At 55.7% G+C, this 23,533-nt stretch carries 18 protein-coding genes and 1 pseudogene; 6 read left to right on the plus strand and 13 right to left on the minus strand.

Annotated elements, in window-relative coordinates; genetic code table 11:
• Positions 1-33: 33 nt before the first annotated feature.
• The 11 genes and pseudogenes from J0A66_RS05305 to J0A66_RS05355 all read right to left on the minus strand — a co-directional run bounded on the left by J0A66_RS05305 (position 34) and on the right by J0A66_RS05355 (position 13,674).
• Positions 34-3,135 (minus strand): efflux RND transporter permease subunit, encoded by a 3,102-nt coding sequence (locus J0A66_RS05305; RefSeq protein WP_206572738.1) that lies wholly within the window; start codon positions 3,133-3,135, stop codon positions 34-36.
• Positions 3,132-4,175, minus strand: a complete 1,044-nt coding sequence (locus J0A66_RS05310; RefSeq protein ID WP_206572739.1) for an efflux RND transporter periplasmic adaptor subunit — start codon at positions 4,173-4,175, stop codon at positions 3,132-3,134. Before J0A66_RS05310 ends, J0A66_RS05305 begins: the two co-directional genes overlap by 4 nt.
• 207 nt (positions 4,176-4,382) lie before the next feature.
• On the minus strand, positions 4,383-5,747 hold the full coding sequence (locus J0A66_RS05315) for an SLC13 family permease (RefSeq protein ID WP_206572740.1): 1,365 nt from the start codon (positions 5,745-5,747) through the stop codon (positions 4,383-4,385).
• Positions 5,737-6,738 (minus strand): beta-N-acetylhexosaminidase, encoded by a 1,002-nt coding sequence (gene nagZ / locus J0A66_RS05320; protein ID WP_206572850.1) that lies wholly within the window; start codon positions 6,736-6,738, stop codon positions 5,737-5,739. The genes J0A66_RS05315 and nagZ overlap by 11 nt, the downstream gene beginning before the upstream one ends.
• A 74-nt stretch (positions 6,739-6,812) precedes the next feature.
• Entirely contained in the window at positions 6,813-7,460 is a 648-nt protein-coding gene (locus tag J0A66_RS05325) for a PilZ domain-containing protein (RefSeq protein WP_206572741.1), read from the minus strand.
• Positions 7,461-7,601: 141 nt separating this feature from the next.
• A pseudogene (locus tag J0A66_RS05330) lies at positions 7,602-8,263 on the minus strand (SDR family oxidoreductase).
• Positions 8,264-8,277: 14 nt separating this feature from the next.
• Positions 8,278-9,036 carry a 3-deoxy-manno-octulosonate cytidylyltransferase gene (gene kdsB / locus J0A66_RS05335; protein ID WP_206572742.1) on the minus strand — a complete coding sequence of 253 codons (759 nt, stop codon included), beginning with the start codon at positions 9,034-9,036 and terminating at the stop codon, positions 8,278-8,280.
• A complete protein-coding gene (locus tag J0A66_RS05340; RefSeq protein ID WP_206572743.1) occupies positions 9,033-9,236 on the minus strand; it encodes a Trm112 family protein in 204 nt (67 codons plus the stop codon). Before J0A66_RS05340 ends, kdsB begins: the two co-directional genes overlap by 4 nt.
• Positions 9,226-10,194: a tetraacyldisaccharide 4'-kinase gene (gene lpxK / locus J0A66_RS05345; protein ID WP_206572744.1), complete on the minus strand. Its 969-nt coding sequence runs from the start codon at positions 10,192-10,194 to the stop codon at positions 9,226-9,228. The genes J0A66_RS05340 and lpxK overlap by 11 nt, the downstream gene beginning before the upstream one ends.
• A complete protein-coding gene (gene msbA, locus J0A66_RS05350) occupies positions 10,191-11,948 on the minus strand; it encodes a lipid A export permease/ATP-binding protein MsbA (RefSeq protein WP_206572745.1) in 1,758 nt (585 codons plus the stop codon). Before msbA ends, lpxK begins: the two co-directional genes overlap by 4 nt.
• A 280-nt stretch (positions 11,949-12,228) precedes the next feature.
• Positions 12,229-13,674 (minus strand): serine hydrolase domain-containing protein, encoded by a 1,446-nt coding sequence (locus J0A66_RS05355; RefSeq protein ID WP_206572746.1) that lies wholly within the window; start codon positions 13,672-13,674, stop codon positions 12,229-12,231.
• Positions 13,675-14,809: 1,135 nt separating this feature from the next.
• Here J0A66_RS05355 and J0A66_RS05360 point away from each other — a divergent pair.
• The 4 genes from J0A66_RS05360 (at position 14,810) to J0A66_RS05375 (ending at position 17,369) form a co-directional block, all read left to right on the plus strand.
• Positions 14,810-15,178, plus strand: a complete 369-nt coding sequence (locus J0A66_RS05360) for a hypothetical protein (RefSeq protein WP_206572747.1) — start codon at positions 14,810-14,812, stop codon at positions 15,176-15,178.
• 537 nt (positions 15,179-15,715) lie between these two features.
• Positions 15,716-16,294, plus strand: coding sequence for a hypothetical protein (locus J0A66_RS05365; protein WP_206572748.1), 579 nt, complete (start codon positions 15,716-15,718; stop codon positions 16,292-16,294).
• A gap of 229 nt (positions 16,295-16,523) precedes the next feature.
• Entirely contained in the window at positions 16,524-16,874 is a 351-nt protein-coding gene (locus J0A66_RS05370) for a VOC family protein (protein ID WP_206572749.1), read from the plus strand.
• A gap of 114 nt (positions 16,875-16,988) precedes the next feature.
• The gene (locus tag J0A66_RS05375; protein WP_206572750.1) at positions 16,989-17,369 is read left to right on the plus strand and encodes a winged helix DNA-binding protein; all 381 of its coding nucleotides are present in this window, start codon (positions 16,989-16,991) and stop codon (positions 17,367-17,369) included.
• Positions 17,370-17,528: 159 nt separating this feature from the next.
• Here J0A66_RS05375 and J0A66_RS05380 read toward each other — a convergent pair whose 3' ends face one another.
• Positions 17,529-19,247: a serine hydrolase domain-containing protein gene (locus J0A66_RS05380; protein ID WP_206572751.1), complete on the minus strand. Its 1,719-nt coding sequence runs from the start codon at positions 19,245-19,247 to the stop codon at positions 17,529-17,531.
• Positions 19,248-19,682: 435 nt separating this feature from the next.
• Here J0A66_RS05380 and J0A66_RS05385 point away from each other — a divergent pair, with 435 nt between their 5' ends.
• Entirely contained in the window at positions 19,683-20,531 is an 849-nt protein-coding gene (locus tag J0A66_RS05385; protein ID WP_206572752.1) for a GGDEF domain-containing protein, read from the plus strand.
• Positions 20,532-20,660: 129 nt separating this feature from the next.
• Here the strand turns inward: J0A66_RS05385 and J0A66_RS05390 are convergent, their stop codons facing one another.
• Positions 20,661-22,907, minus strand: a complete 2,247-nt coding sequence (locus J0A66_RS05390) for a DNA internalization-related competence protein ComEC/Rec2 (RefSeq protein ID WP_206572753.1) — start codon at positions 22,905-22,907, stop codon at positions 20,661-20,663.
• 88 nt (positions 22,908-22,995) lie between these two features.
• Here J0A66_RS05390 and J0A66_RS05395 point away from each other — a divergent pair, with 88 nt between their 5' ends.
• Positions 22,996-23,532, plus strand: coding sequence for a DUF2062 domain-containing protein (locus tag J0A66_RS05395; protein ID WP_206572754.1), 537 nt, complete (start codon positions 22,996-22,998; stop codon positions 23,530-23,532).
• Position 23,533 lies beyond the last annotated feature (1 nt).

Genomic DNA, 23,533 nt, shown 5'->3' on the forward strand with positions numbered 1-23,533 from the left:
TTTTAGTCGGCCAGGCCCATCTTGCCAGTCAGATCAGTGCTCCAGTGACTCCACTTTGTCCAGTTCCTGCTCCAGTCGCTGACTCTCGTCGGCACGGGGTCTGGTGAAACGGGCCAGGGCCAGGTACAGCACCGGAGTCAGGTAGAGGGTAAAAACCACGGCGAAGCCCAGTCCCCCAAACACTACCCAGCCGATGGCGTTCCTGGCCTCGGCGCCGGCGCCCACCGAGAGGATCAACGGCAGGCCGCCGAGGATGGTGGAGAACAAGGTCATGGCAATGGGGCGCAGGCGGATAGCGGCAGCTTTTTCCACCGCTTCTCTGACCGACAGCCCCTTATCCCTGAGCTGATCGGCAAACTCCACCAGCAAAATGGAATTCTTTGCCAGCAGGCCAATCAGCATCACCAGGCCAATCTGTGAATAGATATTGATGGAGGTCCCGGTCAGGAATAAAGCCAGCAGGGCAGCGGCGATGCCGAACGGCACGGTCAGCATCACCACCACTGCACTGTTGACACTCTCAAACTGCGCCGCCAGCACCAGCAATACGATAATAAAGGCCAGAACATAGGTCAGCATGACCTCCCTGGCCGTTTCTTCATAGGTCAGGGCCTCCCCCTGGAACACTAAACCGATATTGGTGGGCAGCACTTGTTCGGCCAGGCCGCGGATTTGCTCCACCGCCTGGTCGATGGGCAGTTCCTCGGGCAGTTCCATATCGATCTCAATGGCCCGGCGCTGGGCGTGGCGTTCGAGTTCGGCGGCTACCCCTTCTTCGGAGATACTGGCCAGGCTGGACAAGGGCACCAGGTTTCCGCCACGGGATGCCACATAGAGATTGGCCAGGTCAGACGGATCATTGATGGTCTGCGCCTGAGCCTGCAACATGATGGGAATGGACTGATCACCCACATTCAGATCGGCGATGTCGTCACCGTTGATGGCCGCCCGCAAGGTGGTGGCAATATCAGACAGCGGCACATCCAGCTCCTCGGCCCGGCGCCTGTCGATATTGACCCGAAGCTGCGGCTGGGTGGGCTGGTAGGAGATATCCGGCTTGCCAAGCTGGGGCAGCCGCTGTTCGATGGCTTTGGCAAACTCCAAAGCGGCCGCGTAAATCCTCTCATAGGACTCTCCGGTCAGGGCCAGTTCGATGCCGCCCCCCTGCCCGCGCAGATTCAGGCTGTTGGAGCCAAAGGCCCTGGCCGGCGCGCCGGGGATGTCCCCCAATGGCTGGCGGATCTGTTCGATGATCTGTTGCTGCGAACGCTCTCTTTCACTCCAGTTGGCCAGGGGCACGGTAATAAAGACGATATTGGGATCCCACTGACCCACTACCGTATAGATGGACTCGATATCGCCGTCGTTAACATAGGGGAGCAGCACTTCTTCCATCTTGCGCGCCTGTCTGTCCATAAAATTCAGCCCTACGCCATCCGGCCCCCGGGCAAAAATACGAATGGAGCCGCGATCCTCGCTGGGCAGCAGCTCATTGTCCAGTTTCAGATAGACCAGGGATGCGGCTGTCGCCGCCAGCAGGCAGACAAAAAAGGACAGCCAGGCATGATCCAGCACCCAATGCAGGGTTTTGCTGTAGCCTTTAAGCAGACGGTGACCCATTGGGGCAAACCAGTTGCCGTTGTCTTTTTTCTTCAACGGCAGGCGGGCCGTCAGCGCCGGTACCAGTGACAGGGCCACGAAGGACGAGATAATGACCGCCCCGGCCAGTACGCCGCCAAATTCCCGGAACAAGCGGCCCGCAGTAGAAGGCAAAAAGGCAATGGGCACAAACACGGCGGCCAGCACCGCAGTGGTCGCCACCACCGCAAAGAATACTTCCCTGGAGCCCACTACCGCCGCCGCGCGAGGTCCAAGCCCCATGCCGCGGCGCCGCTGGATGTTTTCCGACACCACGATGGCATCATCCACAATCAGGCCGGTGGCCAGCACCAACGCCAGCAAGGTCAGGATATTCACCGAAAAACCCATCATCCAGATGATGGCAAGGGAACCAACCAATGCGACCGGAATAGATAAGGCCGGTACTATGGTGGCGCGCCAGGAGCCGATAAAGACCCATAAGGTGGCGATCACCAGCAATACTGTCATGCCCAGGGAGGTGATGACCTCTTCCACCGAGCCACGGATAAACTCCGCGTCGTCCGATGTCACCCTCAGTTGCAGATCCGGGAAGCGGCTTTTTTGGCGACTGACCATGGCCAGCACCTCATCGGAGATTTCTATGGTGTTGGACTGGGCCTGGCGGATAATCTCCAGCCCGATAACAGGCTTGCCGTCCAGGCGCACGAAGCTGCGCGCATCAGCAGGGCCAAAGTACACCGAGGCCACATCACCGATGCGGGTATCTCCGCGGATAATGATATTTTCCACCTGCTCAGCACTGACGGAGGTCGCATCAGCGCGCACGATCAATTGCTGATCGGTGGAGCGCAGGCTCCCGGCCGGTACATCGAAAGGCGCCTGCCTGAGCACGACGGCCACATCGGTTATCGCCAGGCCGAAACTGGTCAGGCGCAGGGGATCCAGCATGACCCTCAGCACCCGCTCCCGGTCACCGTTGAGCCTGACATCGGCGACGCCGGGAATGCTCAGAAACTGCGGCGCCAGATCCGTTTCCACCACTTCGGTCAGTTGCTCAAGCTCCATGACCTCACTGGACACCGTCAGGCTGACCACAGATTCCGCATCGTTATCCGCTTTGATAATGGCCAAACGTTCCACATCATCGGGCAATTCCCTTTGCACGCGACTGACCGACTCACGTGTCTCATTGGCGGCATCGTCAAGATCCACGCCGGGACGAAATTCCACCACAATACGCGAACTGCCTTCCTCACTCTGGGCACGGATTGACTTGACCCCGCTTACCCTTGCCACGGCCCCTTCCAGACGACTGGTCACCTCCGTATCCACCGTCTCAGGGGATCCACCGGGAAAGGCGGCGGTGACCGTTACTATGGGCCTGTCCACATCCGGCAGTTCGCGCACCTCCACGCCATTGATGGCGGCAAACCCGGCGATAATAATCAACAGGTTGAGCACCACAATCAGCACCGGCCGGCGAATGGACAGGGACGGCAGGTCACTGGTCTGCAGATAGTGTTGTAAGCTCATTGTGCGGCCCCCTGGCCTGCACTGTAGGTAATGGCCTGTCCTTCACGCAGACTTTGTACCCCCTCGACAATCAGCACATCATCGCGAGCCAGATCCCCGGATACCAGCAGCCGTCCCTGCAGCCTCTGGCGGATCTGAATATCCACCTGTTTAGCCTTACCCTGTTCCACTTTCCATACATAGGCACTGGTCGCTCCCCATAACAGGGCGGCTTCAGGAATTGCGGCGTATTGCCGACCGGCCAGTTCCAGGTTGACACGAAAACTCATACCGGGGCGGTATTGATCATCCTTATTGTCTATCACGGCCCTGGCCCGCACTGTGCGGGTTTCACTGTCGATACGCGAGTCCACCTCTGCCACCTTGGCTTCCAGGGGCGCATCGGGGCTCTGCCAGGGTTGGACGGACAGTGTGGCCTGACTCAACAGCAGATCCAGCGCCGCCTCCGGAGCGCGAAAATTGATAAACAGTGAACGCCGGCTGTCAATACTGGTGATAGCCGTCTGCAGGGTGATTCTGTCGCCAAGCTCCACATCAGTCAGCCCCACCACGCCATCGAAGGGAGCCACCACCTGGCGGTCCTCCAGTTCGGTCCTGGCCTGGGCCAGCTCCACCTTGGCCAGATCCCGCAGGGTGACCGCATCATCCAACTGGCTTTGCGGAATGGCTCCCTGCCTGCGACTGTCGGCCAGACGGCTGACGGTGCGTTCCGCATCCTCAAGCAGGATCTTCGCTCTGTCCAAAGCTACACGCTGGCGTCTGGCATCCAGTTGTACCAGCACCTGGCCCTTTTCCACTTTGTCACCGGGTTTGAAATTCACAGCCGTGACCCGGTCGGCTACCGCCGGGTACAGCACGACCGACCGCTCTGCCTCCGCCGTGCCTACGGCCTCTACCCGGGTACGCTCGTGTTCAAATTGCACGGGTTTGACCACGACCTGTACGGGCCGGCTTTCCCTGACCTGCGCCACCGTCTGATGGCTGGCCAGCGACATGAACAGCAGCCCGCAACCGCACAACGCAGGCAAGAAAAATTTCATTCAGTAACCCCTAACGTGTAGAAAAACAACAACATGATTAACAGGGTACGGACTTTGGCATAAGTATGATCAGGCCAGGCAGCCAGACTCGACGAGTGGTCCAATTCCGGGGGTGAAGTCATCGCCATCCACCCTGTATATGGCCAGATTATCAGCAAGGGCCTCTGCAGCCAGCGAATTTAAACAATCTTTACCTACTCAGGCGGTTCAGGCCAGTACCAGGTACACCACCAGGCTTACCACCACAGCCACCAAGAGGTTGAGGACCAGCCCCTCCCTTGCCATGGTCCGGATGGACACCTTGTTGGTACTGTAGACAATGGCATTGGGTGCGGTGGCCACCGGCAGCATAAAGGCGCAACTGGCGCTGATGGCGGCCGGGATCATCAGCAGCTTGGGATCGACACCCGCCGCCACCCCAGCAGTGGCCAGGATTGGCATCAGTAAAGTAGCGGTGGCCGTGTTAGAAGTAATTTCGGTCAGAAAGGTCACAAACAGGCACAGGCTGAGGATCAGGACAAAGACCGGCAGGCTGGACAGACCGGCCAGCCAGTTACCCATGGCCCCACTCAGGCCCGAGGCATCAAATGCCTTGGCCACACAGATCCCCCCGGCAAACAGTAAAAGCATGCCCCAGGGAATATCGTTGGCGGTCGGCCAGTCGAGGAGCTTTTCTTTGCCCTGGCCGCTGGGGGTCAGGAACATGGCCACCACCCCGGCCAGGGCTATGGTGCTGTCGCCTACAGATTCCAACCCCACCCACTCAGTCCAGTAGGGACGGAAGATCCAGGCCAGCGCCACCAAACCGAAGACCAGCAGGACTCGCCGCTCGCTGCTTTGCCAGAGACCGCAAGCCGGCATCTGCAGATTATCCAGGCGACCCAGGCCCCGGGTCAGCCACAGGGCCATCAGGGGGATGGCAATCAATACGATGGGCAGGCCGAACTGCATCCAATGCAGGAAGCTGATCTGCTTCCCTTCCATCTGCTGGTAGACACTCATAAAAATGATATTGGGAGGCGTGCCTATAGGGGTGCCCACCCCGCCCAGGCTGGCCGAATAGGCGATACCCAGCAGTACGGCCGCCGCCAGCCGCGGATCCTCAACCCGCTGTATCACCGCCAGGGCAATAGGCAGCAACATCAGGGTGGTGGCGGTATTGGACACCCACATGGACAACAGGGCGGCGGTCAGCATAAAACCAAGCACCAGGCGTCTGGCGCTGTGGGCGCCGGTCAAACGCACCATATAGAAGGCGAAGCGGCTGTGCACGTTGGATTTCTCCAGAGCCTTGGACAGCATAAAGGCCCCCATCAGCAGCAGAATCACATGGCTGCCCAGAGAAGACGCTGCCTGGGCATGTGTCAGCACCCCGGTCAGTGGAAAAGCGGCAAAGGGAATCAGGGAAGTGGCTGGTATGGGGAGCGCCTCGGTTATCCAGTAAAAGGCGGTCAGTAATGTGATGGAAGCGGTCCAGACGATTGGCAGGGGCTGCCCCTGCAGGTACAACAGCATCCACAACAGCGCAGACAGCAACGGACCGGCCAGCAACAAAGGCAACCTAAAGGGCATCAAAACGTTCCAGTATCCGTTGGGCCTGCTGCCAGTCAGGGTTATTTCTCAGTGCTTCAAAAGAACGACCGGGTCCTTTTTGCATGGCTTTGAGCCTGTCACTGGCCTGGTAGTTGGAAGGCAGAGCGTCAAGCACTTTGATGGCACCCTCCTGGTTATTACACACCAATACCATGTCACAGCCGGCATCCAGCGCCGCCCTGGCCCGCTGACCGTAGTCGCCCATCACGGCCGCCCCCTTCATGGACAGGTCGTCGGAAAAAATGACCCCGTCAAAATCCAGTTCCTTGCGCAGGATGTCCCGCAGCCAACGCCTGGAAAAGCAGGCCGGCTTGCTGTCCACTTTTTCGTAGACCACATGGGCCGGCATGAGGGCGTCCAGCAGCCCCGCCTGCAACAATTCCCTGAACACACGCATATCATAATTGCGGATCTCCGCCTCGGGTCGCTTGTCGACGGGCAATGCCAGATGGGAATCCTCCTTCACGCTGCCATGGCCCGGGAAATGTTTACCGGTGGCTTTCATGCCTGCGCGGTGCATGCCCTGAACAAATTTGCTGGCCAGTTCGATTACATGCTGGGATTTGGAGTGGAAACTGCGATCACCGATGACGCTGGACACTCCCTGGATATCCAGCACCGGAGCAAAGCTGATATCGATGTCCATGGCCAGTATTTCCGCGGCCATCAGCCAGCCGAATGTGTCGGCATATTGTCCTGCCAGTTCCATGTCTCCTGCCGTCCGGCTGGCCAGTTCTCCCATGGCCGGCAGAGCGCTGAAATCCTGCCTGAAGCGCATTACCCTGCCGCCCTCCTGATCCACGGCAAGCAGCACGGGATTGCGTGCCGCCTGACGGACCTGGCGAATCAATTCGGCCAACTGTTTAGGGTCATGGTAATTGCGGGTAAAGAGGATCACCCCGCCCACCAGGGGATGATCTAGGATGTCTTTTTCGTCACTGGAAAGCTCGTGCCCCTTTAGGTCGAGCATTAACGGGCCCATGGCATAACTCTTTGATCTCAAATGCCATTACTTTAAGGGATGCGGCGGTAAAGGCAAAGCCCTTAAACCAGGTTTTCCAGAACGGGCTGGGCTTCGCTGAATTGGATACCTATGGTCAGATGGCCGTCCTGCATGCGGGAATTTCTCACCATTCCCGCTACCTGCATATCCAGGCCACGCTGCTGGCAATGGATGGACACCAGAATGGGCAGCAGGTTGACCTTACGCCCGGTATGGCTTTCTTCGAACTGAAACCGGCAACCGCCCGGAGAGACATCGATAAGCAAGCCATCAAAGGGCTTACCCCGGCCTTTCTCGGAATTCAGTTGAATGCTGGCGGGAATCTCCAGGGTCAGGCGCTTCTTTGCCCTCAGTGCCCGGCGGTGAATTTCTTCAGGAAAGGCCAGATAGAGGATTTTATCCGGTCGCCAGACGGTACTGATAATTTCGGATTTAAAGGCAAAACATTCGCCCAGTTGCTGTTCGACCAGAAAGCGACAGATAGCCACCAGGCCGTTGGCGCTGTTGGTCAGCACAGTATCATCGAAGCGGATCACCAGATAGCGGCCGAAACGATAGCCAATCAGTTCGCTGTGGAAACGACTTTCCTGCCTGTCAAGCAACTGCACTTCAATACGGGTGCCGACCGGGACCTTCTCCAGCCACTGACTGTCCAACCCGGATGAACCCTGAACTATGACTTTTTGCACTGCCTGACACCTTATCAAACGTCCCTTTATCTGGCGCAGAGACTATCAACCGGCCCTTGCGTCATCAGATTAAGCTAACGCCTAATTCAATTTAGTACAAGCGTGCCAAATAAATTATTCGCGCTAATCTCAGGCTGCAAGTTACCAGGGCAGCGACTCGCCATTGGCATGCCAGAAGCTGCCGCTGTTATCCGGCCCCAGGGCGTCAATACGCTTAATCAGCCCTGCGGCAGCATCCTCGGCAGACACATCGCCGCCATGATTGACCATCTCGGTCTGCACATAGCCCGGATGCAGCAATGCCACGGCAATCCCCCTTCCGGCCAGATCCCGTGCCATGGATACCCCGGCCGCGTTCAGGGCGGCCTTGGACATACGATAGCCGTAATAGCCGCCCGATCCGTTGTCGGCCATGGATCCCATACGACTGGTGATCATGGCCACCCTGGCCCCTTTGCTCAGATTCGATGACAGATGCTGTGTCACCAGCAAAGGTCCCAGGGCATTGACCCTGAACTGATGTTCGATACTGGCCGGATCCGGGTTGTCAAAGTCTTCGCGCCCCAGCACCCCGGCGTTGTTAATCAGTACATCGATGCGCACCCCGTCCAGGGGTTTTAATCCCGCCGCCAGACTGCCTGCCTCCCCACATCCACATTCTCGATGACTTCGGCGCCGCTGGTTTTAAGCTCTTCACCGGCGCTGCGGCACAGTCCATAGACCTTGTCGCCCCGTTGCAGATACTGTCGGGTCAGCGCCAGACCAATACCCCGGTTGGCGCCGGTAATTACTATGGTTGCCATCTTCTCCCTCCTGTTCAGGCTGATTGGTTACGCAGAATACGGGCCAGATCCTCCGGCGTATCGATACCTGTCTGCGGGGTCTGGGCGGCGATATCCACATGGATCTTCTCACCGTGCCACAACACCCTGAGCTGCTCCAGGGATTCAATCTGCTCCAGGCCGGAGGGGGCCATATTGACATACTGCCGGATAAAGCCCACCCGGTAAGCATAGATGCCGATGTGGCGCAGGTAGTAATCGCCTATCTCGTCGATGCTGTCGGCCTCCAGGAACCTGGCCCTGTCATAGGGCACGGTGGCCCGGCTGAAATACAGGGCATGACCCAGCTTGTCCGTCACCACCTTGACCACATTGGGATTAAACAGCTCTTCCACATCTTCGATGCGCACTGCCAGGGTAGCCATCTCCGCCTGGGCGTGCAGATTGAGATTTTCCGCCACCTGCTGGATATTGGCCGGCGGGATAAAGGGTTCATCCCCCTGCACATTAACGATGATTTCGTCCCCGGGTAACTCGAGTCGCTCCACCACTTCGGCCAGCCGCTCCGTGCCTGACTCGTGATGCCGTCCGGTCATGCAATAATGACCATTGAACGCCTCTACCGCCTCAGCAATCCGTTCATCATCGGTAGCCACCACCACCCTGCTGGCCCCTGACTCCAGGGCCCGCTGGTAAACATGCTGGATCATCGGCTGACCATGGATGTCCACCAGGGGTTTACCGGGAAACCGGGTTGAGCCGTAACGGGCCGGAATGATGACGGTGAATTTCATGCTTTGCCCTTATGTGCTTCCACTTCCTCCAGCGACAGCTTACGGGCCTCGTTTTCCAGCATGACGGGGATATTGTCGCGGATGGGATAGGCCAGGCCGTCGTTGCGGCAAATCAGTTCGTTGGCGTCCGGTTTCAGGTCCAGTTTCCCTTTACATACAGGGCAGGCCAGGATGTCCATCAGCTTCTTGTCAAATGCCATCGATCTTGTCCAAAAGTTGTTGTTTGAATTGTTCAGTTAACTTAGCACTAACGGGTAAATACCACCATTGGGAGCTGGCGAAGGAACGGCACTTGACCGCATCCTTTTCTGTCATCAGCACCAGATCCTCAGGGATATCGCCCGCCTTGAACGGATAGTGATCGGCAAACACCAGCCGTTGCTTCAGCTTCACCTGGCGCTTGTCCAGCAATTTGAAGAAACGTTCGGGGTTGCCGATACCGGCCAGGGCGATGGCGGGCTTTTTCAGTTCCGAAATGGACTGGGTCTGACTGGGGTATTTCACGTTTACCAACTGGCCGGGCTCCAGTGCCATAAGATGCTCGCCGGATCTTGCCACACCGCCATTGACCACCACAAAATCCACCGTTTTGAGCCGCCAGAGGCCTTCCCTCAGCGGCCCCATAGGCAGCAGATGCTGATTGCCCAGTCGGCGCTCTCCGTCCATCACCAGGATCTCCACGTCCCTGCCCAGGCGATAGTGCTGCAAGCCGTCGTCACAGACGATGACATTGCATTTGTTCTGGTCGATAAGATAACGGGCCCCTCTGACCCTGTCGGGGTCCACGACCAGCGGACAGCCCAGATGATGGCGGATCAGCACAGGTTCGTCCCCCACCAAAGCGGGATCGCTGTCGGCCGTCACGCTGAAGGGATAAGCCGGGGCTTTGCCGCCGTATCCGCGGCTGACCACCCCCGGATGATAACCCTGCTGTTTAAGCCACTGGCACAAACGGATCACCAGTGGCGTCTTACCGGTGCCGCCGACCGAAATATTGCCCACCACGATGACGGGCACCTCCAGCTTAACGACGTGCTTAATCCCTGCCCGGTAAAGCCAGCGGCGCAGGGCCGACAGGCACCAGAACACCAATGTCAGTGGCCACAGCAACCAGATAGACAAGTCGGGCTGATACCAACGTTTCTCCAACCACCTCACGAGACGCTGATCCCCTCGTTAAATTGCAGTTTATGCAACTGGGCATAGGCGCCGTCCTTGTCCAGCAGGTCCTGATGGCTGCCCTGCTCCAAAATACGACCCTGGTCGATAACCAGGATATTGTCCGCCTTTTCAATGGTGGACAGCCGGTGCGCCACCACAAAGCTGGTGCGGTCCTTTTGCAGGCTTTCCAGGGCATCTTGGATCAACCGCTCCGATTCGGTGTCCAGGGCCGAAGTGGCCTCATCCAGAATCAGGATGGGGGCATCGCGCAGAATGGCCCGGGCAATGGCGATACGCTGACGCTGGCCACCGGACAGCATCAGGCCGTTCTCGCCGATATTGGTCTCAAGCCCGTCAGGAAGCTGGTCGACAAACTCCAGCACATGGGCCATACGCGCCGCCTCGATAATCTGCTCACGGCTGACCGTGTCACTGGCGCCATAGGCGATATTATTGGCAATGCTGTCGTTAAACAGGGTGACATGCTGAGACACCAGGGCGAACTGACGGCGCAGATCCTGAAGCTGAATCTGGTTGAGTTCATGCCCGTCGAGCAGGATCCGCCCCTGCTCCACCCGGTAAAAGCGGGTGAGCAGGCTGGAGATGGTCGACTTGCCGCTGCCTGAGCGCCCTACCAGCGCCAGAGTCTGGCCTTTTGCGACGGAAAAAGTCACGTCTTTCAGGGCGTTTTGCTGCTTGCCTGGATAGGCGAAGGTCACCCCTTCGAAGCGGATCTCGCCTCTGGCCCGCTGAAGGCGGATATTGCCGCTGTCCTGTTCCCGCTGCTCGTCCAGAATCTCAAAAATGCTGGTGCAGGCGGCCATGCCGCGCTGAAACTCGCTGTTAACCGTGGTGAGCTGCTTAAGGGGCTTGAGCAGCATGATCATACAAAACACCACGGTAGTGAAAATACCGGCCGTCAGCTCCTCCAGCATGCCCGGCAGGCTGGACACATACAAGACCACCGCCAGGGCAACCGAGGCAATGATCTGTATGGACGACTCGCTGAGGATGCGTGACACGATGAGCTTCATGTTCTGCTGGCGGTTGTGGTTGTTACGCTGGGCAAAACGTTCCTCCTCCAGTTTCTGGCCGCCGAACATCAGCACTACCTTGTGGCCTTTGATGACCTGCTCCACCGTGCTGGTGAGGTTACCCATGGACTGCTGGATGCTCCTGCTGACTTCCCTGAAACGCTTGCTGACCACAGAAACGATGCCGGCCACCACCGGCCCGATCAGCAGGAAGATCAACGACAGTTGCCAGGAGTAGTAGAACATCACCGCCAACAGGCCCACCACCAGCGCCCCTTCCCTGACCAGGGTCAGCAACGCCTTACCGGCGGCATTGGTGACCTGTTCGGTGTCGTAGATGACCTTGGAGATCATCTTGCCGGCCGAATTCTGGTCGTGAAAGGCCACCGGCAGGTACATAAACTGGTTGAACAGTTGCTGGCGCATACGCATCACCACCTGGTTGGCAATCCAGGCCAGGGTGTAGCTGCCCATAAAGTTGAATAGGCCACGCAGGATAAAGATGGGCACCACAAAATAGGCGGCCAGTCGCAGGTAGTCGTGGTCTCCTTTGACCAGGCTTTCATCGATCAGGGGTTTGAGCTGTGAAAACACCAGCGCGTCCAGGGCCGAGTAGCCAATCATGCCGAAAATGGCCACGACAAATGCCAGCTTGAATTCTCGCTGGTAACGCAAAAAGCGTCTGAACACGGAGGCTGACGGGTTTTGTTGAGTCATTAGAATAGGTCAGGATCCAATTAGCGCCGTCTAAGGCGGAATGGGGCTATTGTAACCGCCAGGTAATAATTCCCCAACTATCAATATGTTTTGGTTTGGGTGACAAGGGACGGGTGACGGGTAACAGGGGGTACTGGGTGTGAGGGGTGAGGAGTGAGGAGTTAGGTCAGCCGCCTCTGGCGGCTATGGGGGTGTGGGTGTTGGGTCGCCCTGAATTTAGTTCAGGGCCTTTATCAGATTACCGGCCATTCCGATTGCGACTTCGGCCTACCAGCACCCGCTAGAGCTTCTCAAAAATCAATTTTTCGCCACGAAAGTCCTGCACTTCCATTTGTTGCACTTCACCCTGCTTATCTTTGTGGAAATAAAGTGAAAAAGGATAGTAGTTGCGACCGCTGAACCCTGCTTTGTCCGGCAGTGGCTGAAGAGGTATTGGCTGGAGTCGGAAATGTCTGAGCCAAAGTTGCTTTTCCTGAAGCGTCACATCGAAGGTGGAATTTAGTTCATTGCTGAAAAAACGGCCCTGGTATTGAGTCAGCTCAGGTTTCGCAACAGGGTCCGATGACTGAGCCGGAAGCGCCGGTGTCGCGGGTGCGTCTTCCGGAACCGGGGGCATCTTATCCCCCACCAGGATTTCCAGTAACTTAATGCCGGTCGGAAAAGCGACAAAATGAGGGCTGTTGCTCAGCACTATGATACTTAAATCCTCCCCTGGAAACCGGCCAAAGAAGGAGCGGAAGAAGGCATCGCCACCGGTATGAATGTAGGTCTCGATACCGCGATAGTGACGGTAAAACTGCCCTTTTGCATGCTGAATGTTCAGTTCGGCGGAAAGCAGAGCCGGCGTCCCGTCGTCGAGCGTTGCAAGGGCGTTAAACTTTTCCAATAGCCCCTGACTGCCGACCTTAGGGTCATAAAAGTTGGCGTTCCATTTTGCCAGGTCTTCAGCGGTGGTATAGAGGGCTGTGGAGCCAACATAGGCGGCATTGAGTTTTTCTTTTTTGAATTCGCCATCTTCAAAATCATAGGAATAGGCGCGATTCTTTATCAACCGTTCGTTATCGTCATAGAATTGAGACTGCTGCATCCCCAGCGGCTCAAAAATGTTTTTCCGCGTAAAGTCGGCAAAGGACTCACCGGAAACCCGCGCCACAATCTCAGCAAGCAACACATAGTTTGCATTGGAGTAGCGAAAAGCCGTACCCGTCTCAAAGTTCAGGGAGGTTTGCCTGCTCAGTAGCTGTATTACCTGCGCCATGCTGATGTAATCGTCCATCCGCCACCCCGCAAAACTCAGCAGCGCCAGGGGCTCCTTCAGCCCACTGGTGTGGTAGCACAGATGTTTAATAGTGATGGGCTTGCCGAAATCGGGCATCTCCGGCAGGTAGTGGCGAATATCGTCGTCAAGCGATAGCTTGCCCTGCTCTGCCAGAAGATAAATCGCAAAGGCCGTGAATTGCTTGGAGACAGAGCCCACATTAAACACCGTTTGCGCAGTGATCGGGATGTCATATTCCAGATTTGCCAGACCATAGCCTTTACGGAACAGGATCTCTCCATTCTTAACAATGGCCACCGCCATGCCTGGCGTGTCCTCCGTGTAACTGGCAAACAAATTATCGATTTCTGCTTCCGGAATCTGAGCCCGGGCAGTAGCCTCGGACAACAACGGCACAAATAAGAGGAGCAGCATGAGTTTGGGCATAGCTGAAAGGGAGATTTTCATAACAAGAAGCGGCGTCCTAACCAGATAAAGGGCGAAGTTGAGTGAAACGAATTCAGCGATGTTACAGCTCACTGCTGATTTATTAAACACCTCACTGGACGTTATCAGGCCCCAGGATCTATCAGCTTCCGTCGTTTGATACTGAAATCAATTCAACATGACGGAATCAGGACCTCAGTCAGACAACACCAATAAAGCTCAGTAAACTGAATCAGTCTCGACCAAATCTGACACCACTGATGTCCCCTGACTGTTATCCATTTTACTCGCGCAGAGGACGCAGAGACGCAGGGAAACGCAAAGCTTAAGCCTTAGCGGCTTGGCGTTCCTAGCGCGAGAATCGGGCCTTAATCTGCTTTGATGAAACTGCTCTTACTGGCCGAGCCGGGTGGTGAGCGCGTAAGGGGGAAGTCAAATGTAAGGCCTGAAGCCAAGCTCCCATGACCCCAAGCTGAAAGCTTCCGTCGTCCTGAACTGGATTCAGGACCTTTGTCAGACCCCACCAGCAATTCAGCAAGAGGTTTTCAGGACCTCTGCCTGCCCGCGTCTTATTTTTTGTCTGCAAGGTTAACCGGACCACAAAAGGCACAAAAATCACGAACAGTCAGTCACAGGTTATGGGCAGTACCGACAGCCCCCTTTCGTGTCTTTAGTGTTTTTTGTGGTGAAAAGCTGTTGAGACAAATAAAGAAGACAAAAGGCACCGCCGGATTGGCCTTCGCAGACACGCCACCAGTACCTCCATGTAGTCTCTTACACAGCCTCCCTGCTGTGTAAGGTCCGCGAAGGCCAACCCGACGATACCTCCCACCCTTTTCTCTATCTGTAAGTAACAGGTTTGCAGCCGGACCCTCTGCCTATGCAGTTGGCCGCTGAAACTTGGTTCTTCACCCAGGGTGAGAGCAGCCTCCCATAAAAAATTGACCAGGAGGTGGGAGAAATTGTTTACTGGTGACACTTTGATGGGTGGGTTTAAGCGAAGATTGTGCACGATGCAAGATCTGACCCCGTAATGACCTCGATGCAAGATCTGACCCCGTAATGACCTTAAAAGCGCCTTACGGGCGCTCGACTCGCAACAAGTTGTTCGCGTGTGTGGCGCGCGTTACGCATTAATGCAACAAGGAGCACTATCATGAAGAACATCATATTTACCATCGCGTTCGCCTGTGCTTTTTCAGTCGTCGCCAATGAAATGTATCGAGCTCCATCATCTGGCGACAGTGGGACCTATTTCATTGTAAGTAGCGAAAAAGGCAGCGATGGAATACTTACTGTAATATCTAGCCGTATCGGGAAAGACAATGCCTATACTGACTTCACCAAACTCAACGTGAATTGTGCTTCTAAGCAATATTTTGAACTGGGTGGCAGCAGCGAAGACGGCGCTAAGAAATCGCCATCGAAACCTATTAAAGACTGGTCTAATTCCAAGTGGGCATCATTGGTGCCTGGTTCTAGCAAGTCTGATCTTGTTCGCTATGTTTGCAATAAGCGTAAGTAGTGAAATTGTATAAAACTAATCTGCGGTTTTTAGTATCCGAATAATTTAACCATTTTCTTTTCGGGAGCGGAATTGAACCAAATTTTTTTATTAGCTTTTCTGTTGTTCTGTTTTTAGGGGTAAGCGCCGCATCCAAAGCTGAAGAATTGAGGAAGGAACTTCGTTATGAGGGCAGTACAATGAGCTTGTACTATTTGGTACAAAAATCACTTTTGCCTCAAAACGATTTTCCCTTAAGCTTAGAAAGTGCTTATACAAAAAGACTATATGGTAACTGTATCAACCGAATAAGACTGAGTACTGTGATAATATTCATCAACACTTTACTAGGACTAATCCTTTAATAATAGAGTTAGTAGACCCTAAATAATTTCAAAAAGGACATTAGTTAATCATCCGAAAAAACCTCGTAGTTAATTATCAGGATCGACATAACCAGATACATCCTATCTTGGTACTAAACGGTCCTAGGGCTAGCCATAATTTGCATTGTGCAGAGTTGATAACATGGTCACTCTGAGACAGGGATAATGTCACATGAGAAATTTCATATATCTGGCTGCATTCGCATTTATCTTTCCTTTCTACTCGAAATCAGAGCCGACAGGAAATTTAGTCCAAAAATTCCCAAAGCCGCTTGGAATCAGCATTTGGAGTAACCCTTCTTACATTCGTTACCACCATGATTCCAAACCTGCTGAGTTAAACAGGTTATTTCTTGTTTTTGGCCATAAAGAAACTGATATCGTCAACAGGCTGGGGCAGCCGATAAATAGAAGTAAAAGAAAAGATGAAGACCGCCATAAACCTGGCCGAAAAATAACTTACACTCAGCTTTTCTATCCGGGTTTAACCATTGAGCTATCCACCAATCACGATTCGAGAACCCATGTAAGAAGGCTCTTTATCACCAACTGTGATATTCCCTCCAGTTTTCAGGTTTATTTGTGTTCCCCGGTGGCAAGCTTTACAGAAAAAATAGGGGAACCCTCCATTGATACTGATTCAGAACTGATTTATCTGATTACTATTGGCGATATGGGGTCTGTCCCTCTGCGAATAATGACGGCAGACGGGATAGTGACCGGCATCTACACCAAGAACTTTATAGACTGACAAGCAGTAACCTCTCAGTGCTCTTCTTGACTCTGAGGAAGCGGGCATATCCGTACGCTTGCCAGGGCAACGGGTTTTGCGGCTAAGTATCCGGTGCAGTTGGATAAAGCTGCTACGTCCCAATAGTTGTGTAGTAACATTCGCGAAACCTGGAATTTAATCTGCGTGCTTAGGTTCTGCGTCCTTTAACGCTTAGAACCCGACGAGCCGCAGCTTGCGGGAGGCAAGGATGAAGGTAAAACGCATAGTCTCCAACATTGCGACAGCCAACCCCTCAGATGCAGAGAAATTTTACTCGGCTATTTTTGGGCTCGAGATCGTGATGGATCATGGATGGATAAGAACCTACAGCTCAGGTGAAGATATGATCACCCAGATAAGCGTGGCCTCAGAAGGTGGATCCGGCACGCCCGTTCCTGATCTATCTATAGAGGTAGATTGCCTGGAGACAGCTTTAGAGAGAGTGCGCAACGAAAGCATAAAGATTGAGTACGGACCCGTTACTGAGCCTTGGGGTGTCAGGCGGTTCTATATCCGTGACCCGTTCGGCAAGCTCATTAATGTCTTACAGCATGAATAGTTAACGGGCGCGCTCTAACAATTCGTGTCATAGGATTTCTTTCATTCAATTCAATAGGACCAATAGATGACTACTCCGCCCTTAACTCGTTCTGTCGGTAATGCAGAACGTGCCATGCGTGCTTTGCTTGAACGCGAACTGGCGTCCGAGGGACTCACCTTCGCGCATTGGACCGCATTGGTGTTCGCCGGCGGCACGCCGCTTTCACCATCACAGATTGCGCAACGACAACTCGCCGGTCATGTTGTAGCCAGTGAGGCCGAAGCGCTTGCCGCTATCGCCAGGCTCGCAGATGCAGCCCTCTTACAGAGCGCACCAGACGGAGCACTTCAGCACACCGAAGCAGGCCGGAGTTTGTTTGCGAAACTCAGCAAGTCAGTTGAGGACATTACCGGCACTTTGTTTGCCGGTCTTCCTGAGGCCGATCTCGAGGCCACCCACCGTACCCTGCTGGAAATTGCCGGGCGTGCCAACAAGCTACTGGCCACCAAGTAACGGCCAATCTGTCCATCGAACAGCGGGCGGGGAGCATGTCTTGCTGACCTCCCCGATTTTCCTGAATCTCACCTGACACACAAGGTAAAGAGCCGGCTTTCTTCAGCGGCCGCTTTCCAAGCCGGCGATACCTTTAGAATAGTGATCTCCGGGATAGCATTATCGATCCCTTAGTGACTCATCCCGGTTACCGTCCATATACAACCCAGTGACCGACTCCGCGATACCGTCCTCACCAATAGTAAACTGAAGTCGAAAAGAGGTAAGGTCCCCGACGGCAAAAAGGGTGGGCGTCAGGGGATGCAGTTTGTGTATTGCCCCCTCCCCTCGCTGGTACAGGAGATCATCGCCTTGTGCCCAGACTTTGCGTGCGCCGAAGCTTCCGACAAGTGCCGCCGGGTCGATCTGTGCCGGCGGCCTGGCTTCAAGAAAGACGCGAATCCACTCAAGCCGTTGATGAATCGACTCCTTTGCCTTGTCGTCCGCTATTATCAGCGCCTCTTGCAGCACGTTGGCGGCGCCCCGATAGTCTTTTGTGGCAAGCAGTGCTTCGGCCAGCGCCTGCTTCAGCGCCGGGTCATCTGGGGCACTTTGCTGTGCAACATGCAACACTTTCACCGCAGAGCTGTTGGCACCAATCTGTTGCAGCAGCCCAGCCAGTGGAAGCAGCACTGCCTCGTTCCTGTCTTCAGGTGCAGGAGAGGCCAGGGCTGCCAGTTTTTCCAGCATCGGTGCTTCGCCCTGATCGCGGAATATAGTAAGCAACTCCTGGCGCTGTAACCGCGCCGGGTTGTTCCATTGCTCTGTATTTAACCATTTGGCAATATTGCCGCCCGAGCCGAAAACCATAGCATTGATCTCGTCCACAAGGGTCAGGCCGTTCTGCGAATTGGCCAGATAAACCACGCCACGTTGCAACCTGGGAGAAAAGGCCATATACGCCCGAAACACTCCATTGTCTCCCCAGTGCCACAGCAGGATTTTGTCATCTGTTTCATCCGCTGCCAGGCCTAAGGCCCAGGACATAGGAGCCTGGCCCGGCGTACCGGGATTAAAGGGATCCCCGGCTTTCACGGCAGGCTGAATCATCAGGGTCGCAAGCTTGTCTGCCAGTCCTTTTTTCTGCATCAAGGCGGCGATAAAGCGCGCGTAATCGGAAGCGGTGGTCACCAGGCTTGCCGCAGCGTTTTCTGCAGTGGCGCCGGCCTTACGTCCCACCGCCCCAACCCGGTCATGGCCATGGGCCCGCGGCGCCTTGTCGTCGGTAAGCAGATAGTACGAGCTGTCCATGCCTAAGGGCTCGAATACCAGCTCCCTGGCCAGGGTCTGCAAGGACTGCCCGGTGAGTGTTTCCACCGCCTGTTGCAGGTACAGATAACCCTCTCCGGAATAGCCGAAGGTACTGCCGGGGTCGAAACGAAATGCCAATGGCGTACCGCCCCAGTTGGGCAGGCCGCTGGTATGGGTCAGTACCAGACGCGGGGTAATCAGGCGATGACGCTTGTCATGGGTTAATCGTTTATTTTCAAGCAGGGTGTAAAGAGGACGATCGAGATCCAGCCGGCCGGCGTCCACCAGCTTCATCACCAGATAGGCAAATACGGGCTTACTCAGGGATGCGGCTTCGAACAGGGTCTGTTCTGTAACCGGAGCATTAAACTGGTTATCCGCCACCCCGAAACTAGCGGACCAGGACAGTTCGCCATTGTCTATTAAGGCCACCTGCAAGCCCGGGATCTCCGCCTTCTGCATCAATGGCGGGAGTCTCTGCTGCAGGCGGGTAACGATTGCGGCATCGCCTGAGTCGGTGTTGTGCCCTGAACACCCAGCCATCGTGACGCAGGTCAGGGTAACCAACAGTTTATTGAGCAAGTTCATAACGCCAGATGTGTCCTTTCTTAAGCAGCATCAAAGCAAACCCATACAACACCGCAAGGGAGGCGGGGTCAAGTCTTGCTTAAAGTGCATTGGCTGTTGCAACAGCGTCTTCGTGGAACCTTCTGTTCCTGACTGAGGGAATGAGCAGGGATCACCCAACAAAGTGCTTCCGCGAATGACTCACAGTCTATTGGGAATGCGCAGCAGATGCACGGGATTGGTCACCAACAGGCCTGGGGACGGTTTTCCCCCAAGATAATGTATTAGGGCCCGCTTGGCTTTCTTGGCTTTAATATCTACCATCAATTCTGGATACCAGCAGCAGTCTTGCACTTGGATCTGCCCCCGTTTAAGCGGGCAAACAAGCGTATACCCAGGTTTTCAGATCGTCCAACCAACGGCATTTATCGGGCCTTTTGACAGGGAACTGCATTAATGAGACTACTCCCCTTCTTGGAGAGGAACAAAGGGCTCTTCTGGGCAGTGGTCGCATTTATCCTAGTCGCAGGAGTGGGCCTGCTCGACATCGTAACGGGGTATGAGCTGGCGTTCTCTTTATTCTATTTGCTGCCGGTTTCATTAGCGGCTTGGTTCGTCGGAAAACGCTTCGGTCTTGCCACTTCGGTTGTCAGCGCCCTGGCCTGGGGGATGGCTGATTTACTGTCAGAACAACCTTATTCCCATCCCGCCATTTTGTACTGGAACACCACCATCAGATTCGGGGTATTCCTGATTACGGCGCTGCTGATGTCATCCTTACGACAAGCCCTTGAGCGGGAACAAGAATTGTCCCGCGTCGATAACCTTACCGGCGCCGTGAACAGGCGATTCTTCGCGGAGTTGCTGCAAATGGAACTGGACCGCTCGCAGCGTTCTAAGCACCCGCTCACCCTCGCCTATATTGACCTGGATAACTTCAAAGCAATCAATGACCGCCTGGGCCATGCTGCAGGCGACCAGCTCCTTGCCACTACGGTAAGACAAGTGAAGGGGCAACTGAGGAAGACCGATATACTCGCTCGCTTAGGGGGCGATGAGTTTGCCATCCTGTTGCCGGAAACCCACATGGAGGCTGCCAAATTGGTCATTTCTGATGTTCAAGCGCACTTCTTAAACGAGATGCATCGGAATAACTGGCCGGTGACACTTTCCATCGGCGTGCTGACCTGCACAAAAATCCCGGCAACCACGGACGAACTGTTGAATCAGGCCGATGCCTTAATGTATGCGGCCAAGAACCAGGGAAAAAATGCAGTTTGCTATGCCGTATACGCGGGCGATTAGCTTGTGACTTGATAGTGGAACCGACTTCATCAACCCGGATCCCCGTCACTTGTCACTCGTCACACGTTACTTGTCACTTGTTACTTGTCACTTGTTACTTGTTACTTGTTACTTGTTACTTGTTACTTGTTACTTCCCCAACCGCATATACCAGTAAGGCGCAACATCCCCTCTGAAGGTCCGAACCTCAATCCTGCCGTCGGCGATACGAAAGCTTATCTGCCCCTCCTCTGCCGTCTGATAGAGCCTGGCGCCGGCCCGGCGGTAACGGGCCACCACCTCGGGTCCGGGAAACCCCCAGCGATTCAGGTAGCCCTGGCTGAACACCACATGGGCGGCCGACACTGCCTGAATAAAGGGCCCCGACGACGACGTGTTGCTGCCGTGATGGGGTGCCAGCAGAATATCGGCTTTAAGGGAACCTGCTGGAAGCAGGTGTTCGACTGAGGCACCAATGTCACCGGGAAGCAGCAGGGAATGCCGGCCGTCCGATACATGCAGGATGCAGGAGCGGTCATTTTCATTGCCGGCAAACCCTGCCGGCGGCCACAGCAGGGTCAGGGTCAGTCCCTGCCAAAGGCCCGTCCAGGGCGCCTGGCAACGCTCCCCCGCCATCAGTTGTTGCACCGGCAATGCCTGTAAGAGTTGCGACTGTCCGCCGGCATGATCGTTATCCTGATGGCTGATAAACAGCCAGTCCAGCCGGCGGATGCCTAAACTGCCAAGCAGCGGCAGCAACTGCCCCTCAACCGCATTGTAACCTGACGGATAGGCCGGCCCCGTATCATAGACCAGGGCCTGACCGTGACGGTGGACCAATACCGACAGTCCCTGTCCCACATCCAGCACTTCAACATGCCAGGCCGGATCCCGACCGGGCAGGGTCCAGGTTAAGAACGGCAGGCACAGCCACAACCCGTGAAGCCGGGAAAAAGGCAGCCGGGGCAGGAACAGGACCACCAGGGCCAGGGCAAAGCAGATCCAGACTGCCAGCGGAATGGCTGCAATATTAACGGCCGCCCAGGCCAATCCGTCCGCCCACCGCAGAGCGGACAAACCCAGGGCCACCAGGGAATCGGCCAGGCCGAACAGCCAACCGCCCAGTGGCGGCACCAGTACCAGAGTCAGCAAAGCCAGCAGACACAACGGTACCAGCAGGAGGGTCACCACCGGCACCGCCAGCAGGTTGACCAGCGGCGCCGCAAAAGACACCAGATTGAACTGCCAGGCCACCAGCGGCAACATCAACAGGCTTAATGCCAGTTGGATGCGTAGCATCGACAGCCCGGCAGTGGCGAAGGAAAAATCCGTACGCACCACAGGCCAGCGCCAGAACACCAGCCAGATAATCAAGATGGCAGCAAAGCTGAGCCAGAAGCTTAAGGAAAGCAGGCTTAGCGGAAACAGCAGGATAAAGGCAGCCATGGCATACAGGAACAGCCGCCTCGGTCGCCAGTGCCGGTGGGTCCACAGCAGGATGATGACCAGGCTCAGCATCAGCCAGGCCCGGGCCGTGGGCAGACTGAAACCAGCCAGCGCCGCGTAGGCCAAGGCCAGCAGGAGCGCCGCCGATAAGGCCAGTTTATGCAGATTGAGTGACTGGCGCCCTCTTCCCAGCCCCCGGGCCAGCACCCAGGCCAGCAGGCTGTAACCCAGTCCACTGACAATGCCCAGGTGCAGGCCGGAGATGGCAATCAGATGGGCAATGCCGGTACGCTGCACCAACAGCCAGTCGGCGGGCTGCAGCCACCCCCGGTAGCCCAGCGTCAGGGCTGCCAGCCAGGCCCCCTGTTCCAGTTCCAGGGCCGCCAACCTGTCCAGCCAGCGCTGACGCAGGCTGACGCTGTCATCCAGCAGTTGGTTGTCCTGCTTACCGATCACATACCCTGTGGCGCGAATGCCGCTGCTGAGCAACCAGCGCTGATAATTGAATCCCCCCTGATTGACTGTGCCATGGGGCGGCTTGAGCCGGGCCCTGAGTATGACCCGCTGCCCCTGTTTGAGCGGCCAGGGAGGCGACTGCCAGCTCAGTCGAATCTGCGGCGAATGCCAGCCCACCGGCTGGCCGTCGAGGCTGTCCAGTTGCAGATTGAAACGCTGTCGGGGACCGGTCTGTGTCAGACTTTCTATCCGTCCGCTTAAGGTAACTTCCTGTCGAATCTTGTCGGCGGGGAGTTGCCAAGCAATCTGCCAATGGCCTACACTCGCCATCCATACCGCTCCGGTCAGAAGGCCGGAAAGCAGAATCAATCGGAATCGATAAGCCAAAACCAGTGCAAACAGCAGCAGGAGCGGCAAACACCACACAGGGGGCAACACTGGCCAGACAAGCGACGAAACGCTCCCTGTAATAAAACTGAAAACCCAGACATCCATATTAGTGTCGCCCGTAGTAACAGGTCAGGTCTGTCTTGTCCCACTGGCCAATCCCAGCAGACAGAGATGAGCCTTCTCAGAGAGCTTTATGCCGAAGAAAATTATTAAGCGGTTTTTGCCGGATCACCAGAAAATCAAACAGCAAAAGGTCCTTAAGATGTTTGGCACCTTGCTGCACGATGCCAATCTCTGGCACCTGAACCGCCGCTCAGCCTCCGGCGCCTTTGGTCTGGGACTGTTTTTCGCCTTCTGGCCGGTGCCTTTCCAGATGTGGCTGGCGGCCGCGCTGGCCATCCCCTTCCGGGTCAATCTGCCCCTGTCTGTGGCCACCGTCTGGATCACAAACCCCTTTACCATGCCGCCGATTTTCTACGGCGCCTACCTGGTGGGCGTGGCGGTACTGGGTCAACCCGAGCAGGAGTTTAAATTTCAGGCCAACTGGGACTGGATTGTGGCCAGTCTGGGCTCCATCGGGCCGGCTTTTCTGCTGGGCTGTTTTATTTGTGCGGTGTTTTTCGGCCTGGCGGGATTTTTCGGCATGAACCTGCTGTGGCGCCATTCGGTCAGAAAAGCCTGGCAGAAGCGCCGGCAGCAGCGAATGGCCCCCTTTACCCGCAGGATGTAGG

This window comes from Bowmanella dokdonensis (genome assembly GCF_017254865.1).
In the GTDB taxonomy this organism is placed as follows: Bacteria; Pseudomonadota; Gammaproteobacteria; order Enterobacterales; family Alteromonadaceae; genus Bowmanella; species Bowmanella dokdonensis.

Excerpts from the sequence above, each read along its gene's own strand:
- msbA (WP_206572745.1), bottom strand. The coding sequence starts at position 11,948 with ATGACTCAACAAAACCCGTCAGCCTCCGTGTTCAGACGCTTTTTGCGT.
- J0A66_RS05310 (WP_206572739.1), bottom strand. The coding sequence starts at position 4,175 with ATGAAATTTTTCTTGCCTGCGTTGTGCGGTTGCGGGCTGCTGTTCATG.
- nagZ (WP_206572850.1), bottom strand. The coding sequence starts at position 6,738 with ATGCTCGACCTAAAGGGGCACGAGCTTTCCAGTGACGAAAAAGACATC.
- J0A66_RS05395 (WP_206572754.1), top strand. The coding sequence starts at position 22,996 with ATGCCGAAGAAAATTATTAAGCGGTTTTTGCCGGATCACCAGAAAATC.
- J0A66_RS05380 (WP_206572751.1), bottom strand. The coding sequence starts at position 19,247 with ATGAACTTGCTCAATAAACTGTTGGTTACCCTGACCTGCGTCACGATG.
- J0A66_RS05365 (WP_206572748.1), top strand. The coding sequence starts at position 15,716 with ATGAGAAATTTCATATATCTGGCTGCATTCGCATTTATCTTTCCTTTC.
- J0A66_RS05360 (WP_206572747.1), top strand. The coding sequence starts at position 14,810 with ATGAAGAACATCATATTTACCATCGCGTTCGCCTGTGCTTTTTCAGTC.
- J0A66_RS05385 (WP_206572752.1), top strand. The coding sequence starts at position 19,683 with ATGAGACTACTCCCCTTCTTGGAGAGGAACAAAGGGCTCTTCTGGGCA.
- J0A66_RS05370 (WP_206572749.1), top strand. The coding sequence starts at position 16,524 with ATGAAGGTAAAACGCATAGTCTCCAACATTGCGACAGCCAACCCCTCA.
- J0A66_RS05305 (WP_206572738.1), bottom strand. The coding sequence starts at position 3,135 with ATGAGCTTACAACACTATCTGCAGACCAGTGACCTGCCGTCCCTGTCC.
- J0A66_RS05375 (WP_206572750.1), top strand. The coding sequence starts at position 16,989 with ATGCGTGCTTTGCTTGAACGCGAACTGGCGTCCGAGGGACTCACCTTC.
- J0A66_RS05355 (WP_206572746.1), bottom strand. The coding sequence starts at position 13,674 with ATGAAAATCTCCCTTTCAGCTATGCCCAAACTCATGCTGCTCCTCTTA.
- J0A66_RS05390 (WP_206572753.1), bottom strand. The coding sequence starts at position 22,907 with ATGGATGTCTGGGTTTTCAGTTTTATTACAGGGAGCGTTTCGTCGCTT.
- kdsB (WP_206572742.1), bottom strand. The coding sequence starts at position 9,036 with ATGAAATTCACCGTCATCATTCCGGCCCGTTACGGCTCAACCCGGTTT.
- J0A66_RS05340 (WP_206572743.1), bottom strand. The coding sequence starts at position 9,236 with ATGGCATTTGACAAGAAGCTGATGGACATCCTGGCCTGCCCTGTATGT.
- J0A66_RS05315 (WP_206572740.1), bottom strand. The coding sequence starts at position 5,747 with ATGCCCTTTAGGTTGCCTTTGTTGCTGGCCGGTCCGTTGCTGTCTGCG.